The following is a 14,190-nucleotide window of genomic DNA, read 5'->3' as shown; positions in this document are numbered from 1 at the left end:
CGCCGCCCTTGCCATAGCGAGCACGCCCGTCCGGCGCCGAGTCAGCCGGCGCGCAAGGTCGGATAGTCGGACAGCGTCAGCGTCCAGCCGCCGTCGCGCGCCACCAGATGCCCCCGCGCCCCGAACGGAATCGTCACCCGGCGCTGGATATGGCCGAACTCCAGCCCCGTCAATACCGGGCACGGCAGCGTCGCGCGGACGTAGGCCAGCATCGCGTCGAAATCGTAGCCATTGTCCATCGGCCCCAGCCGGTAGCCGGAAAAGTCGCCCAGCACGATGGCGCGCTGGCCGTCCAGCACGCCGGCCTGCATCAGTTGCAGCAGCATGCGTTCCACGCGGTACGGGTGCTCGGCAATATCTTCGAGCCACAGGATGCCGTCGTCGATGCGGGGGAAGTATGGCGTGCCCAGCAGCGAGCAGATCATCGCCAGGTTGCCGCCCCACACGGTGCCGTCGACGTCGAGCGCCGGATTACCGGCGCCCTCCCCGCGGATCGTGTGGGTCGGACCGGCCAGGCATTGCCAGAAGTCGTCCAGCGTGAAGTCGACGGGCGGTTCGGCGCCGAAGTCGCCGGCGAACATCGGGCCTGCGTAGCTGATCGCGCGGCGTTTCGCGTACAAGGCCATCTGGAAAGCGGTGATGTCGGAAAAGCCGACGAACAGCTTGCCGCTGTCGGCCATGCGGTCGAAGTCGATGCGCGGCAGCAGGCGCGTCATGCCGTAGGCGCCGCGCAGGGCCATGACGACCTGCACGTCCGAATCGGCGGCCGCGGCGTCGAGCTGGGCCAGGCGGCCTTCGTCCGTATCGCCGAAGCGCAGGTGGCGGCGCGCGTGCTCGTAGTAATTGTGGACGAGGATGCCCTGGGCTTGCAGGCGGGCGATGCCGCGCTCGACGGCTTCGGGGTCGGGCGCGTAGCTGCCCGGCGCGACGATGGCGATGCCGACGCGCTGAGAGAATCGGGGAATGGTCACTGTTTGACGAAGAGCCTGGGTGTCGAGTCGGGCGTCATCTTACCGTGGGCATGGGCGTCGATCAAGGCGAGCAGGCGCTCGAGCAGCTGGGATGGCAGGTCGTGGCCCATGCCTTCGATGACCTCCAGGCGCGCGCCCGGCACGGCCTGGGCCGTATCGATGCCGCAGGCGAGCGGGATGACGGGGTCGGCCGCGCCGTGGATCACCAGCGTGGGCGTGGCGATGCGCTGCAGCTGGGTGGTGCGGTCCCCTGCGGCGGCCACGGCCAGCATCTGGCGCGCAATGCCGCCGGGACAGCAGTTGCGCCGCATGGCCCGGGCCACGCGCCGGCGCAGGTGTTTTTCCGGCGTCGGATAGGCGGGGCTGCCGATGGCCTGCAGCAATTGCACCGTGTGGTCGATGGCGGCGTCGACGTCCATGCTGCTGCGCGGCCGCCGCAGCAAGGCACGGCGCACGGCCGGCGCCGGGCCCGGCAGGCCGCGCCGGCCCGTGCTCGACATCAGCGACGTCAGGCTCAGCACGCGCGACGGATACTTCGCCGCGACCAGCTGGGCGATCATGCCGCCCATCGAGGCGCCGACCACGTGGGCGCGGGCGATGCCCAGCGCCGACAGCACGCCGATGGCATCATCGGCCATGTCGTCCAGCGCATACGGCGGTTTCAGGGACAAACGGAGCTTGGATTTGAGCCAGGCCAGCCCCAGGCTGGGCGTGCCGGCGTGCTCGAACTTGGTCGACAGGCCGCAGTCGCGGTTGTCGAAGCGGATCACGTAGAAGCCCAGGTCGACGAGGCCCTCGACGAAGTCGTCGGGCCAGGCGCTCATCTGCAGGCCCAGGCCGGCGATCAGCAGCAAGGGAGCGGCCTTCGGATCGCCGGCGGTGTCGAAGGCGATGCGGATGCCGTTGGCGTTCAGGCTGGGCATGGCAGCGACGCCGGCACCGGGCGGGACCGGAAGGGGTGGGGGAGCCGGGAAATAAGCCGCGAACTAAGCCGCGAGGTAAGCCGCAAAGTATCCCGGTAAGTGAGCGCGTGGTCCAAGTGATTCTCCGTGCCGCGTCGAGCGGCTGCTGGAATCAGCATACCATTTTCGACATTTCGGCGGCGCGACGGGAGAATCGTGTGCTTTGCGCTACGCTTGCGGCGGCTCGGGCAGTGGCGGCGCCTTGCGCGCGGCTCGCCGTTCGGCAAAGAAGCCGCGCAGCATCGTGGCGGCCTCGTCGGCCAGCACGCCGCCCACCACCGCCGTGTGGTGGTTCAATTGTTCGAGCGCGAACAGGTCGAGGATCGAGCCGCACACGCCCGTCTTCGGATCGGGCGCCGCATACACGACCCGCGCCAGCCGCGCATGCATCATCGCGCCGGAGCACATGGCGCAGGGCTCCAGCGTGACGTACAGCTCGCAGCCGGGCAGGCGGTAATTGCCGAGCTTGTCGGCGGCCGCGCGCAAGGCCACGATCTCGGCGTGCGCCGTCGGGTCGTGGCGGCCGATCGGCTGGTTGAAGCCGGCGGCGACCACCTCGCCGTCCTTGACGACGACGGCGCCCACCGGCACTTCGCCGGCCAGCCAGGCCTTGCGCGCTTCCTGCAGGGCCAGGCCCATGAAGGCCTCGTCGGCCGCGGTGTGCGGCGCGTCCATGCCCGGCAGCGGCGGCGACTCGTCGTCAGGCATCCGCGATCTCGGCCCAGCAGTTCGGGGTTTCGTGCAGCACGAGCTTCTGCAGGCGCAGGCCGGTGCCGAAACGGTCCGTGTAGGCCGCCTTCAGGATGTTCCAGGCGACCTGCGCCAGGTTCTCGACGGTGGGGATGCGGTCGATCACGACGGTCTTGTGGCCCGGCAGGCTGGCCAGGAATTCGCGCACCTTGTCGTCTTTTTCGTACACGAGGAAGGCGTGGTCCCAGACATCGACCAGATGCTCCTTGGCGATCGCCTTGATGTCCGAGAAATCCATGATCATGCCGTTGTCGGAATTGCCTTCAACGTTGATGACTTCTCCGGTCAGCGTGATTTCCAGCGTGTAGCGGTGGCCGTGCAGGTTGCGGCACTGGCTCTTGTGGTCGGGGATGCGGTGACCGGCATCGAATTCGAGTTTGCGGGTGATGGTCAGCATGGAGCGCGCCTCTCAAGGAATCTGTAAAAGTTTGTGGGTCTGGAGGCTGAGCTTCCATTTCGGGTTGCCGCGGCAGGTGTCGATCGCCAGCTTGGTATTGAACTCGGCCAGCGGCCCGTCCATGGGCTGCACGTAGAAATTCTCGAAATCCAGGTGCTCGTAGGCGGCCAGGTCCTGCCCCGCCTGCGGGATCACGACCTTGATTTCATTGCCTTTGCCGACGACCAGCGTCGAACCCATCTTCGGGCTCACGCAGACCCAGTCGACGCCGGCGGGCACAGGCAGCGTGCCGTTGGTCTCGATGGCGATCGTGAAGCCGCGCGCATGCATGGCGTCGATCAGTGCCGCGTCCAGCTGCAGCAGGGGCTCGCCGCCCGTAAACACGACGTACTTGCTGGCCGGGTACGATGCCGGCCACAGGCCGTCGATCTCGTCGGCCAGCAGCGCCGCTTCCTTGAACTTGCCGCCCCGTTCGCCGTCGGTGCCGACGAAATCGGTGTCGCAGAAGGTGCAGGTGGCCGTCGCGCGGTCTTCCTCGCGGCCAGTCCACAGGTTGCAGCCGGAGAAACGGCAGAACACGGCCGGCCGGCCGGCATGGGCGCCTTCTCCCTGCAAGGTATAGAAAATCTCTTTGATGCTGTAAGTCACGTTAAGCCTCTCGTCAACCTTCCATTATAGCGCGCCCCGGCCCGGCCGTAGAAGGGGGCCGTTTTTTGGTCCGCCTATGAGGCGCACAGGAAAATTGATCGCAAGCAAAATAATTCTGTTCAGAAAGACGTACCTTCTCGTTGAGGAAAATTCCTAACCCACCTGTCGGAAGCTTCGCCATGAGATCGCCAATGTTCTGGGTAGCAACCACCGCCCTGCTGCTGCTTCTGCTGGCACTGGGTGTCGTTGCCTGGCATGCGGTGGCCGGCGTCGGCGTCCCTGCCCTGCCGCAACGGCTGCATGCCGGCATGCTGATGCTGGGAGGGATCGTCGTCCTGCTGGGCCTCGTCTCCTGGGCCGTGCACGGCGAGGACGCCGCCACCCGTCGCGAGGCGGCCCGTTGCCGGGAGTGCACGCCCGGAAGCCGTGCCGACCTGGCGCTTGCGGAGTCCGATCTGCTGCTGGGCCGCTTGGGTGCTCCGGGCATCGGCACGGGGCCGGGCGCCCAGCTCGCCTTGATCCGGGCCGAACTGGGCCAATTGCAGCGCCAGAGCGCCATCGACGACCCGCTGCTGGCAGCCCGCATGGAGCTGCTGTGCGCCCGTGTCGACCGCGTGCTGCACGCTCTTCGGGAACGGTATTGGGTGGCCGATACCGGATAAGCTTCGCCCGTTGGGCCTTGCTATAAATCAAAGGTGCGCAATTGGCCGTGGCGCACAATCGGTGCCTGTCAGCAATCAATTTCCCAATAGACAGAACCGAAGGAAGGCCATGACAAGTACATCGACACAGCGGCTTGCCGACGTTGCGCTCGCGCGAACTGCGTCATTTTCCTCTTCCATCCCGCCGCTGCGCGGCGGCGTGCCGGACCGGGCGTTCGCCCACCAGTTGATGGAAATGCTGGCCATTCCCGTGTTCGTGCTCGACCTGCAGTGCCGCGTCATGCTGTGGAACCTCGCCTGCGAGCGCCTGACGGGGGTCTCCGCCAGCGACGTCGTAGGCACGCGCAATCACTGGCGCGCCTTCTTCGACGAGCAGCGCCCGACGCTGGCCGACCTGCTGGTCGAGGACCGCGCCGACGCGGTCCAGCGCCTGCGCGCGCGCCGCAGCCAGCAGGCAGGCGCGGACCATGGCGTGCAGCACGGCCATTTGTCCGCCGAAAGCTGGTGCGACATGCCGCGCATGGGCCGGCGCCGCTACCTGGCGGCGGATGCCAGCCCGATCCACGACGAACACGGACAACTGGTCGCCGTCGTCCAGACGCTGCGCGACCTGACCGAGGAAAAGATGGCCCAGGCCGCGCTGGAACAGCTGGCCACCCGCGACGGCCTGACGGGCCTGGCCAACCGCCGCTGCTTCGACGACACCCTGCACGCCGAATGGGCGCGCGCGTTGCGCCAGCACCAGCCGCTGTCCCTGCTGATGGTCGATGTCGACAATTTCAAAGCCTATAACGATGCCAACGGCCACGTCGGCGGGGACGAGTGCCTGAAGCGGATCGCCGCCTCCATCGCCAGCGAGATGCGCGCCAACGACCTCGTCGCGCGCTATGGCGGCGAGGAGTTCGCCGTGATCCTGCCGAACCAGTCGCTCAAGGGCGCGGCCAGCGTGGCCGAGCGCATCCGCACCCGCGTCGAGGCGCTGCAGGTGCCCAACGGCCTGGCACCCGGCGCGCACGTCACCGTCTCGATCGGCGCCGCCACCGCCATCGCCTCGCACGACAACAGTGCCGGGGAGCTGGTCGCCACGGCCGATGCCGCCCTCTACCGGGCGAAGCACATGGGCCGCAACCGCATCAGCCTGCCGCTCACCGACGGCGCTTGAGGCCGTGGCGACACCGCGCTGTCGTCTTCCCGCGCCCCCAACAAAAAAGCCGGCATGTCGCCGGCTTTGTTCATCGTGTGCGACCGCTTACGAGGTCATGCGATCCCAGCCGTGACGCACGGCCGACTTCATCTTTTCCCAGGTCGACGGCTCGCCGTTCTTGCCGTAGCGCGTATCCCAGTCGGAACGGAGGTCGGACTCGACGTCCGTCCAGTTGCGGCCCGTGTACTTCGGGTTGCGGCGCATCTCGTTGCCGTAGCGGTAAGCCGGCTGGTAATCGTTGTAGGTGTCGCCGCTGGTGCCGTAGGTATTGCTCCAGTGGTTGCGGTAGTAGTCGTCGTCGTCATTCATGTCCGGGGTGATCTTGTCCCAGCCATGGCGCACGGCCGCCTTGAACTTTTCCCAGGTCGACGGGCCGCCCGAGCTGCCGTAGCGGCTGTCCCAGTCGCTGCGCAGGTCATTTTCCACGTCGTCCCAGTTGCGGCCACTGTACTTGCTGCGCGATTCGCTGCCGTAGCGGTAGGCCGGTGCGTAGTCGTCGTAGGCGCCGCCCAGGGCCGCGTAGTTCGAATTCCAGTCGGTGCGGTAGTAGTCGTCGTCGTTGCTGTCCGGGGTGATCTTGTCCCAGCCGCGCTTGATTGCGGCCTTGAACTTTTCCCAGGTCGAGGCGCCCGAGCTGCCGTAGCGGGTGTCCCAGTCGCTGCGCAGGTCGGACTCGACGTCGTCCCAGTTGCGGCCGCTGTACTTGCTGCGCGATTCGCTGCCGTAGCGGTAGGCCGGCGCGTAGTCGTCGTAGCTGCCGCCCAGGCTGGAGTAGTTCTTGTCCCAGTCGCTGCGGTAATAGGTGTCGTCGTCCAGGCCGCCCATGTCGACGGCGGCGTTCTCGCCGGCGCGCGAATAGACGCGCACGCGGTCACGGCTCAGGCTGCTGTTCGAGCCGAAGCCGTCGCCGCGCTGCAGCGACTGGCCGGACAGGCTGCCGCCCATCGACGAGCCGGCGGCGCTGGTGGTCGCCGCGGTGCCGCCCAGCGACATGTCGTTCGAACCCTGCAGCGACGCGGTGCCCTGCAGCGAACCGCTGCCGGCCGAGGTGCGCGGCTGCGCTGCGCTGCCCGTCTGCAGGAAGTCGGCCTGGGAGTTGCCCATCGTTTCCTGGTAGGTGGTGCCGCGCGGCACGTCGTCGTTCAGGTCCTGCTTTGCCGGGTACGGCAGGTCGTCCTCGTCGCGCTGCATCGAGGCCGACTGGGCGTTCTGCAGGGAGTCCGAGCGGGGGTCGACGTTGCTCGGGTTCAGCGCGCCGCTGCCCGGCACGACCGACGAATTCGCCGCCGAGCTCACCGAGGGATTGGACGACTGCAGCGATTGCGACGACATGCCGGCCGATTGCGACTGCGCCGACATCGAGCTCGATTGCTGCATGCCGGCCGTCGTTGCGCTCATTGCGCCGGCCATGGAGCCGGTGCCGAGGGTGGCGGCGCCCAGCGTGCTGGCCGGACCGCTCAGGTCGTGGCGCTCGTCGATGTCGACGGGGCCGAAGCGCTCGATGATGTCGGCCGCGCGTTCGACTTCCGGCTCCGATTGCGTGGTCACGGTCACGACGTGGTGGCCGCGGGTGACGGCGTCCGAATAGCGCGACGCGTGTTCGTCGTTGTCCGCACCGAACAGGTTCGTGAAGAAATGCTTGATCGAGGCGCCGATGCCTTCTTCGTGGACGCCCGAGCCCAGGCTTTCGCTGCTGCCGGTCACGCTGTCGGTCTGGCCGGTCGGGTCGGCGCTCGACAGGTTGACGTCGGTACGGCCAAAGCCCGAGGCGAGCAGCTCGTCCATTGCGTTCTGCGCATCGCTACGGTTGTCGAAAACCGCTACCAGGGTATGTTGCATGATCGATCCTCCAAAAATGGTTGTCATTTTTTTCAGACTACCCCAAAGCGGCAGCGTTGCGCGCACCATTGACTCGCTGCAATTCCGAGCGCTTGCTGCCCTGTTTTCGCGTCGGTTCGGACGAAAAAACAGCGGCGAAAACCCGGCCTCAGCGGCGTTGCGTGCGCACCCGCACCGACCGGATCCGGCTCATGCGAAGGGATTACCGACGGTCTTCACGTCCGGCGGCGGCAGCCGGTCGGGCAGGTCCTTCGCCTCGAGGCTGGCAACGACTCTTGCGAGCAGCCCCTGCAGCAGGCGTGCCTGCTCCAGGCCGCGGCGGTCGGCCGTCAGGTCGACGTCGCCGGAGATGGTGACGCGGTCGGAGCGGTTTTCCAGCATCAGGTTGCCGACCTCGACGACGTCGGCTTCGTTTTCGTAGGGGGTGAAGGCGGGTTCGCGTGTGCTCATTGGGATGCTCCTGGCGGTCAATCGTCCGAGGGACGCTCTTTGCGGTTCTTTTTCGCGCGCTGGCGGATATTCGGCAGCTTCAGCACGCGCTCCTTCTCGGCGTCGGACAGCGCCGGCAGCAGGTTGATGCCGATGATGCGTTCCAGTTCCGGAATCGGCACCACATTGGCCTTCGCATCGGCCTGGTTTTCCACGAACCAGGCGGCGCCGGCCTTCTGGCGCGGGCTGTACACCAGTTTATACAGGTGCGTGGGCACCAGCACGTTGCCGACCTTGCGCAGGTTCGCGCCCAGGAAGGCCGGCCCCGTCACCACGTACAGCTCGCCCTCCTTCTTCGCCATCGAGCGCACGGCGCCCTCGATGCCGGCCCACAGGTGGCGGTTGTTCTCGCCGTCCTGGGGCACGATGTTGGCCAGGCTGAAGCTGTCGCGCTGGCTGGCGCGATCCGGCATGTCGCCATTGGGCGCCAGGTGGCCGCGGTCGAAGCCGCTGCGCGAATAGTCGGACAGCTCGGCCCGCTGCGAGGCCGGCAGGCGCTTCTCCGGGTGGAAGGAATCCTCGCGTGACAATTCCTGGGCCGCTTGCAGGTTCTGCGCCTCCAGGTGCTCGGCCGACCAGAGAGGCGTGCGCGTCACCCCCGAGTGCATGACGCTGAACACGTTGAAGCACAGCGACTTCGTGTCGACGGCGAGCTTGGGATTGACGATCTGCGGCGCATCGCCGCCGACGAAGTGGTCGTTGCAGGATTGCGGCACGGGCGCGGCGGCGCGGGCATCGTGGCGCTCCTGGGCGGGAACTGGCCGGGAAACGTGGCGCGACGCCGTGCCGTCGGACTGGCCATGGCAGCCGGCGATGGCGAGCAGCCCGGCCATCAGGATGGCGGGGATGGAGAACTTTCGGAGCATGGTAAATCGGTAAGATCAAGTGGGCCGACATTGTATCCGACCATGTCTTGAGCACGATCAACGATCGGATTGAGGTGCGCACGCTTGAATTCGCAATGGCAATTTCTGGTGAGAATGTAATAGAATTGCGGTTTCAAAAAGTTAATACTTTCGTACAAAAGTAAATTAGCGATGGACAAGCCCTCCATACCCGAGGACATCCGGCGCTTCGTGCTGACCAGTATTCCTTCCGTTCCCTTCCTGGAGGCCCTGCTGCTGATGCGGGCCGACCCGCTGCAAGCCTGGCACCGCGATTCGCTGGCCCGGCGCCTGTATGTGCGCGAAAGAACCGCCGACAGCCTGCTGGCCGACCTGTGCACGGCCGGCATGGTCGCCCGTTGCCCGCCGCCGGACGCCGACTGCTTCCGCTACGCGCCGGCGATGGAATCGCTGCGCGAGCGCATCGACTGCCTGGCCGACCTGTACTCGACCCACCTGGTCGAAGTGACGCACCTCATCCACTCTTCGCTGGACCGCAAGGCCCAGCAGTTTGCCGACGCCTTCAAGTGGCGCAAGGATTCCTAAGTGGCGATCATCATCTATTCGCTGTGCACGCTCACGTCGCTGGCTTGCGCGTGGCTGTTGCTGGGCAGTTATCGGAGGACGCGGCACCGGCTGCTGTTCTGGAGCGGTGCCTCGTTCATCGCGATGACGGTGAACAATGTTTTCCTTGTATTGGACAAAGTCGTGTTCCCGGACGTCTACCTGCTGCCCGTGCGCCAGCTGTCGGCGCTGGTGGCCATGCTGCTGCTGCTGTACGGACTGATCTACGAGAAGGAATGAGATGAACGACCTGATTACCGGCGCCATCGCCATGGCGTCGCTCGTCATCGCACTGTTCTTCCTGCGCTTCTGGCGCAGCACGGGCGACCGCCTGTTCCTGTGGTTCGCGCTGTCCTTCGGCATCGAGGCCGTGCACCGCGTCGTCACCGCCCTCACGTTCGACGAGCACGAGGACTCGCCCTGGCACTACCTGATCCGGGCCGCGGCGTATGGCCTCATCATCTGGGCGATCCTGGAAAAGAACCTGCCGGCGCGGCGCCGCAAGCGGGGCGGCGCCGGGTAGCGTGCGCCCGCCCTGGCGCGGCCTGCGCCATAATCGGCCGCAGATCCCATCCAAGGAGAACAGCATGGCGACACCAGACCAAGGCAAGGACAACCTGCAACGCGCGCCGGCCGGCGCGCAGCAGCGCTCGGAAAACCTGCTGCCGGCCGACAGCGGCAATGGCAGCGATGCGGGCGGCGATGCGGCCGGCGACGACGGCCGCTACGAAGTGGCCGAGGAAGTCAACCTCGACCAGCAATCGGACCTGGCGCGCCGCGTCGGCAAGCCGCCCAAGGGCATCGCTTCCGACGCGCTCGCGGACTCGCTCAAGGGCGAGGACGGCCGCAAGCAGTAAGCAAGTACTGCACGCACACCTCCGTCGCCCCTGCGCAGGCAGGGGCCCAATTTGCTGCCGACGCAAGATCACGCGACATCGAGCCTTGCCTGCGCAGGGGCGACGCTGCTCCGCCTACCCCTCCAGCCCCATCTTCAATCCCTCGATCGTGTGCGCCTGCTCGATCGTCTCCAGTTCCGGCACGATGCGGCAGCGCAGGTGGGCACGCACGGATTCCGGCAAGCCGTCCCAATAGGCCTGGGTGACCTGCAGGTCGTGCTTTTCGGCGTTGCGGGCGTCGGGCGCGTCCACGCCGAGCACGAACACGGGCCGCGACTGCGTGCTGCGGTTGGCCGTGCCGCGGTGGATCGCCAGCGCCGAACGGGCCGAGATGTCGCCGACCTGCGGCAGCTTGCGCTGGGCCAGCGCTTCGTAGCGCGGATAGTTGTCCTTCGGCGGGAACATCGGATCGCCCTCGCCCAGGTCGTCCCACTGGGTGCCGGGCGCGATCTCGAACGGCCCGATCTGCTCGGTGACGTTCACGGTGATAATGTTGAACGCCAGCGAATTCAGGCGCCGGCCCTTGAGCGTTTCCGGCGGCGATGCGAAGTCGCGGTGCCAGGGCTGGTGCATCGCTCCCGGGAACGGGATGTCGAAGCCCGCCTCGACGATCTTGTACTCCGGCCCCAGCACGGCGCAGCACACGGCCACGACCCAGGGGTGGTTGACGAGGTCGACGAAGCCGCGCACCCGCTCCGGATGCACTTCCACGTAATAACGCTGCGGCCCGCGCTCGAGCGCGCCGCCGGGCCGGGCGCGTGCCTCGGCGAACAGGGTCTCGATGTCGTCCTTCAGCTGCGCCACCCAGGCCGCGTCGAAGGCGCCGCGGCAGGCGATGATGCCGTCGCCGTACAGGCCGCCCATGATCGTCGCGACGTCGTAGGCGCCGGGGCTGTCCTTGCGTTCCATATGATCTCCTCCATCGTCTCGGCAATCCTAGCGGCAAATCGACGGGGCTGGCGCGCAAGAGCAGACATTGACTTTCGATCGCCGCCCACCTACAGTCGCACGCATAACAACGATCTCCTGTGCGCCATGCTCCCAGCAATACACGAAACCGCCGCGGCGTCCCGGACACGGCGCGCGTGCGCATGACGCGGCCGCAGCACGGCCGCGTGCTGTTCCTGTGCGATCGCCCCGTGTCGGATCCGGCCGTCGGCGAAGTGGCCGCCGAGCTCGGTTATGAGCTCGTGCGCGCGCGCAGCCTGGCCGAAGCGATCGGCCATGCGCGCCCGCCCGGGTTCGCCCTCATCCTGGCCGGCTATTCGGGCGACGCCGAGGCGCTGTTCGAGAGCGTGCGCCGCCTGCGCGGCCTGCTGCCGTCCACGCCCGTGATCGTGCACGGCATCCCGAAGGAGGCGCCGTTCTCGCTCGAGGCGATCTACGAGGCAGGCGCGCTGGCCGTGCTGCACGACCCCGTGTCGCGCCCCATCCTCAAGGCCAAGGCCACATTCTTCCTGGAAGCCTACGCCAATGCGGGCGCGCGCCACCGCGCGCAGGCTGCGCTGGAAGACACGCGGGCGCGCCTGGAATCGATCATCGGCCTGGCCGAGGTGGCTGCCTGGACGCTGGACGTGGACAGGGGCACGGTGCGGGGCGACGCGCGCATGCTCGCCCTGTACGGCTTGCCGCCCGGGGATGCCGGCAGCGTGCCCGCGGACATCCCCGTCGATGCCTTCTTCGCGGCGCTCCATCCGGACGACGTGCCGCCCACGCGCACCCTGCTGGCCCAGGCCATCGAAAGCGGCGAACCCTATCACGCGACGTTCCGCGTGCGTGCCGACGGCGGCGCCTGGCGCTGGATGCTGGCGCGCGGCCGGTGCGAGCGAAGCGGCGCGCAGCGCCTGATGCGCGGCGTCGTCGTCGACGCCACCGTGCAGAAGCAGGCCGAGGAACGCCTGCGCGCCAGCGAGGAACGCTACCGCACGCTATTCGACGCGATCGACAGCGGCATCTGCGTCATCGAGATGCTGTACGACGATGCCGGCCGGCCGGTCGACTACCGCTTCCTCGAAGTCAACCACGCGTTCGTCCGCGACACGGGCCTGCCCGACGCCGTCGGCCGCACCATGCGCAGCATGCGGCCGGAGCACGAGCAGCACTGGTTCGATACCTATGGCCGCGTGGCCGAGACGGGCGAAGCGGCGCACTTCGTGAACGAGGCGGCGCAACTTAACCGCTGGTACGACGTGTACGCCGCGCGCGTGGGCCCGGCTGGCAGCCGCAAGGTCGTGGTCCTGTTCACCGACATCACGGCGCGGCGCCGCGCCGACCTCGAGCTGCGCCGCCTGAACGACGACCTGGCCGAACAGGACCGGCGCAAAACGGAATTCCTGGCCACGCTCGCGCACGAGTTGCGCAACCCGCTCGCGCCGATCCGCAACGGCCTGCAGCTGCTGCGCCGCGCCGGCCACGACGCCGCCGCGGCCACACGCGTGCAGGACATCATGGAACGCCAGCTCGACCACCTCGTGCACCTCGTCGACGACCTGCTGGACGTCGCCCGCATCACGCGCGGCCAGGTCGAGCTCAAGCCCGCCTGGATCGCGCTTGCCGACGTGCTGAGCGCCGCGGTGGAAACCAGCACGCCGCTCATCGAGGCCAACCGCCACCGGCTCGACGTGCGCCTGCCGGCCGCGCCGCTGACGCTGTACGGCGACGGCACGCGCCTGACCCAGGTGGTCAGCAACCTGCTGAACAACGCCGCCAAGTACACGCCGCGCGGCGGCGCCATCGTGCTGGCCGCGGAGCGCGACGGCGACGAGGCCCTGGTCGCCGTATCCGACAACGGCATCGGCATCCCCGCCGACGCGCTGGAAGACGTCTTCACCATGTTCACCCACGTCTCGCATGGGAGCCAGGCGGTGCCGGGCGGCCTGGGGATCGGGCTGTCGCTCGTGAAGAGCCTCGTCGAGCTGCACGGCGGCAGCATCGTGGCCGCCAGCGCCGGCCCCAACCTGGGCAGCGTGTTCACCGTCCGGCTGCCGCTGGGAGAAGCGGCGCCCCGCCCTGCCCCGGATGCGGCCGCCGCGGCGCGGCCGCCCGGCAGCCTGCGCGTGCTGGTGGTGGACGACAACCGCGACGCCGCCGAGACCCTGGCGGCCCTGCTGGCGATGATGGGGCACGAGGCGGCGGTCGCCAACGACGGCCATGCCGCGCTGCGCATGCTGGCCGGACTGCAGCCCCAGATCGTGTTCCTCGACATCGGCATGCCCGGCATGAGCGGCTACGAGGTCGCCCAGGCGGTGCGCGCCAATCCTGGCTGGAACGGCGTGCGCCTGGTGGCCCTGACCGGCTGGGGCGGCAGCGCCGACCGGGCCCGCACGGCGGCCGCCGGTTTCGACGAGCACCTCACCAAGCCGGCGACGCTGGCCGCGATCGAGGCCGTGCTGGCCCGCATCGCGGCCTCCTCACCAGTCGAGCGCCAGTAGCCGCTCGGCCATGCGCGGCCAGCACAGCCGCGCCACCTCGGCGCGGGTGGCCCAGCGGTAGCCGTCCATTTCCGGCGTCGGCTTGCCCGTGCTGCGATGCGGGAAGAAACTGCGGCAGGACAGGCCGTCGAGCGCGACCAGGTCGGTGCCGGCATCGACGCGGAACAGGTGCAGCGCCTTGTCGCGCCGGTAGTCGATGCGGCCGATCTCGACGAAGCGCTCGGCCGCGAACGCGAGACCCGCCTCCTCGTAGAGCTCGCGCATGGCCGCCTCCAGGGGTGTCTCGCCCGGATCCTGCAAGCCTTTCGGGATGTCCCAGCGCGGCGTGTGCGTGACGTGGCCCAGCAGCAGCCGGTGCCCGGCGTCGACGACCAGGGTGCCGCAGGAAACGGCCATTTCCTTCATCGGATCATGTGTGTAGATGCCATCGGCCCAATGTAGGCTCAGCAATTCCGAATGTCAATTGTGCGCACCAGCATGCGCACCCCGGCCA

The 14,190-nt window shown here is 67.9% G+C and carries 17 protein-coding genes; 7 read left to right on the top strand and 10 right to left on the bottom strand.

Annotated features, from left to right (window positions below):
- Nucleotides 1-41: 41 nt before the first annotated feature.
- The 5 genes from ldcA to queE form a co-directional block, all read right to left on the bottom strand.
- Entirely contained in the window at nt 42-971 is a 930-nt protein-coding gene (gene ldcA, locus ACI1V7_RS07875) for a muramoyltetrapeptide carboxypeptidase (RefSeq protein WP_404531195.1), read from the bottom strand.
- Nucleotides 968-1,894 (bottom strand): alpha/beta fold hydrolase, encoded by a 927-nt coding sequence (locus ACI1V7_RS07870; RefSeq protein WP_404531194.1) that lies wholly within the window; start codon nt 1,892-1,894, stop codon nt 968-970. The genes ldcA and ACI1V7_RS07870 overlap by 4 nt, the downstream gene beginning before the upstream one ends.
- A 207-nt stretch (nt 1,895-2,101) precedes the next feature.
- Nucleotides 2,102-2,641: a tRNA adenosine(34) deaminase TadA gene (tadA, locus tag ACI1V7_RS07865; protein WP_404531193.1), complete on the bottom strand. Its 540-nt coding sequence runs from the start codon at nt 2,639-2,641 to the stop codon at nt 2,102-2,104.
- Nucleotides 2,634-3,080 carry a 6-carboxytetrahydropterin synthase QueD gene (gene queD, locus ACI1V7_RS07860; protein ID WP_404531192.1) on the bottom strand — a complete coding sequence of 149 codons (447 nt, stop codon included), beginning with the start codon at nt 3,078-3,080 and terminating at the stop codon, nt 2,634-2,636. Before queD ends, tadA begins: the two co-directional genes overlap by 8 nt.
- A gap of 12 nt (nt 3,081-3,092) precedes the next feature.
- A complete protein-coding gene (gene queE / locus ACI1V7_RS07855; RefSeq protein ID WP_404531191.1) occupies nt 3,093-3,728 on the bottom strand; it encodes a 7-carboxy-7-deazaguanine synthase in 636 nt (211 codons plus the stop codon).
- Nucleotides 3,729-3,919: 191 nt separating this feature from the next.
- Between queE and ACI1V7_RS07850 the strand changes: the two genes are divergently transcribed.
- Complete coding sequence (locus tag ACI1V7_RS07850) at nt 3,920-4,390, top strand: hypothetical protein (protein WP_404531190.1); 471 nt, start codon at nt 3,920-3,922, stop codon at nt 4,388-4,390.
- Nucleotides 4,391-4,619: 229 nt separating this feature from the next.
- Complete coding sequence (locus tag ACI1V7_RS07845; RefSeq protein ID WP_404531560.1) at nt 4,620-5,552, top strand: GGDEF domain-containing protein; 933 nt, start codon at nt 4,620-4,622, stop codon at nt 5,550-5,552.
- 87 nt (nt 5,553-5,639) lie between these two features.
- Here ACI1V7_RS07845 and ACI1V7_RS07840 read toward each other — a convergent pair whose 3' ends face one another.
- The 3 genes from ACI1V7_RS07840 to ACI1V7_RS07830 all read right to left on the bottom strand — a co-directional run bounded on the left by ACI1V7_RS07840 (nt 5,640) and on the right by ACI1V7_RS07830 (nt 8,788).
- Nucleotides 5,640-7,433, bottom strand: a complete 1,794-nt coding sequence (locus tag ACI1V7_RS07840; RefSeq protein WP_404531189.1) for a hypothetical protein — start codon at nt 7,431-7,433, stop codon at nt 5,640-5,642.
- Nucleotides 7,434-7,622: 189 nt separating this feature from the next.
- The gene (locus ACI1V7_RS07835) at nt 7,623-7,883 is read right to left on the bottom strand and encodes a hypothetical protein (RefSeq protein WP_404531188.1); all 261 of its coding nucleotides are present in this window, start codon (nt 7,881-7,883) and stop codon (nt 7,623-7,625) included.
- Between the two features lie 17 nt (nt 7,884-7,900).
- The gene (locus ACI1V7_RS07830) at nt 7,901-8,788 is read right to left on the bottom strand and encodes a DNA/RNA non-specific endonuclease (protein ID WP_404531187.1); all 888 of its coding nucleotides are present in this window, start codon (nt 8,786-8,788) and stop codon (nt 7,901-7,903) included.
- A gap of 171 nt (nt 8,789-8,959) precedes the next feature.
- On the opposite strand from ACI1V7_RS07830, the gene ACI1V7_RS07825 reads away from it, so the two are divergent.
- From ACI1V7_RS07825 to ACI1V7_RS07810, 4 genes are all read left to right on the top strand, one after another.
- Nucleotides 8,960-9,352 carry a hypothetical protein gene (locus tag ACI1V7_RS07825; RefSeq protein WP_404531186.1) on the top strand — a complete coding sequence of 131 codons (393 nt, stop codon included), beginning with the start codon at nt 8,960-8,962 and terminating at the stop codon, nt 9,350-9,352.
- Entirely contained in the window at nt 9,353-9,610 is a 258-nt protein-coding gene (locus ACI1V7_RS07820; protein ID WP_404531185.1) for a DUF5985 family protein, read from the top strand.
- Nucleotide 9,611: 1 nt separating this feature from the next.
- Nucleotides 9,612-9,893: a DUF5985 family protein gene (locus ACI1V7_RS07815; RefSeq protein ID WP_404531184.1), complete on the top strand. Its 282-nt coding sequence runs from the start codon at nt 9,612-9,614 to the stop codon at nt 9,891-9,893.
- Nucleotides 9,894-9,957: 64 nt separating this feature from the next.
- Nucleotides 9,958-10,227, top strand: coding sequence for a hypothetical protein (locus ACI1V7_RS07810; RefSeq protein WP_404531183.1), 270 nt, complete (start codon nt 9,958-9,960; stop codon nt 10,225-10,227).
- Nucleotides 10,228-10,341: 114 nt separating this feature from the next.
- Here ACI1V7_RS07810 and ACI1V7_RS07805 read toward each other — a convergent pair whose 3' ends face one another.
- A complete protein-coding gene (locus ACI1V7_RS07805; protein ID WP_404531182.1) occupies nt 10,342-11,175 on the bottom strand; it encodes a phytanoyl-CoA dioxygenase family protein in 834 nt (277 codons plus the stop codon).
- 119 nt (nt 11,176-11,294) lie between these two features.
- On the opposite strand from ACI1V7_RS07805, the gene ACI1V7_RS07800 reads away from it, so the two are divergent.
- On the top strand, nt 11,295-13,697 hold the full coding sequence (locus ACI1V7_RS07800; protein WP_404531181.1) for an ATP-binding protein: 2,403 nt from the start codon (nt 11,295-11,297) through the stop codon (nt 13,695-13,697).
- Here the strand turns inward: ACI1V7_RS07800 and ACI1V7_RS07795 are convergent.
- Nucleotides 13,677-14,093: an NUDIX hydrolase gene (locus tag ACI1V7_RS07795; protein WP_404531180.1), complete on the bottom strand. Its 417-nt coding sequence runs from the start codon at nt 14,091-14,093 to the stop codon at nt 13,677-13,679. The two genes, ACI1V7_RS07800 and ACI1V7_RS07795, sit on opposite strands and share 21 nt — an antisense overlap.
- Nucleotides 14,094-14,190 lie beyond the last annotated feature (97 nt).

It is taken from the genome of Massilia paldalensis, from assembly GCF_044901715.1.
Classification (GTDB): Bacteria; Pseudomonadota; Gammaproteobacteria; order Burkholderiales; family Burkholderiaceae_D; genus Telluria; species Telluria paldalensis.
The sequence above is the reverse complement of the archived record's forward strand: the minus strand, read 5'-3'. Positions and strand labels throughout refer to the sequence as shown.

Excerpts from the sequence above, each read along its gene's own strand:
- ACI1V7_RS07845 (WP_404531560.1), top strand. The coding sequence starts at position 4,620 with ATGGAAATGCTGGCCATTCCCGTGTTCGTGCTCGACCTGCAGTGCCGC.
- ACI1V7_RS07830 (WP_404531187.1), bottom strand. The coding sequence starts at position 8,788 with ATGCTCCGAAAGTTCTCCATCCCCGCCATCCTGATGGCCGGGCTGCTC.
- ACI1V7_RS07810 (WP_404531183.1), top strand. The coding sequence starts at position 9,958 with ATGGCGACACCAGACCAAGGCAAGGACAACCTGCAACGCGCGCCGGCC.
- ACI1V7_RS07870 (WP_404531194.1), bottom strand. The coding sequence starts at position 1,894 with ATGCCCAGCCTGAACGCCAACGGCATCCGCATCGCCTTCGACACCGCC.
- ACI1V7_RS07795 (WP_404531180.1), bottom strand. The coding sequence starts at position 14,093 with ATGGCCGTTTCCTGCGGCACCCTGGTCGTCGACGCCGGGCACCGGCTG.
- queD (WP_404531192.1), bottom strand. The coding sequence starts at position 3,080 with ATGCTGACCATCACCCGCAAACTCGAATTCGATGCCGGTCACCGCATC.
- tadA (WP_404531193.1), bottom strand. The coding sequence starts at position 2,641 with ATGCCTGACGACGAGTCGCCGCCGCTGCCGGGCATGGACGCGCCGCAC.
- ACI1V7_RS07840 (WP_404531189.1), bottom strand. The coding sequence starts at position 7,433 with ATGCAACATACCCTGGTAGCGGTTTTCGACAACCGTAGCGATGCGCAG.
- ACI1V7_RS07825 (WP_404531186.1), top strand. The coding sequence starts at position 8,960 with ATGGACAAGCCCTCCATACCCGAGGACATCCGGCGCTTCGTGCTGACC.
- ACI1V7_RS07850 (WP_404531190.1), top strand. The coding sequence starts at position 3,920 with ATGTTCTGGGTAGCAACCACCGCCCTGCTGCTGCTTCTGCTGGCACTG.
- ACI1V7_RS07815 (WP_404531184.1), top strand. The coding sequence starts at position 9,612 with ATGAACGACCTGATTACCGGCGCCATCGCCATGGCGTCGCTCGTCATC.
- ACI1V7_RS07835 (WP_404531188.1), bottom strand. The coding sequence starts at position 7,883 with ATGAGCACACGCGAACCCGCCTTCACCCCCTACGAAAACGAAGCCGAC.
- ACI1V7_RS07805 (WP_404531182.1), bottom strand. The coding sequence starts at position 11,175 with ATGGAACGCAAGGACAGCCCCGGCGCCTACGACGTCGCGACGATCATG.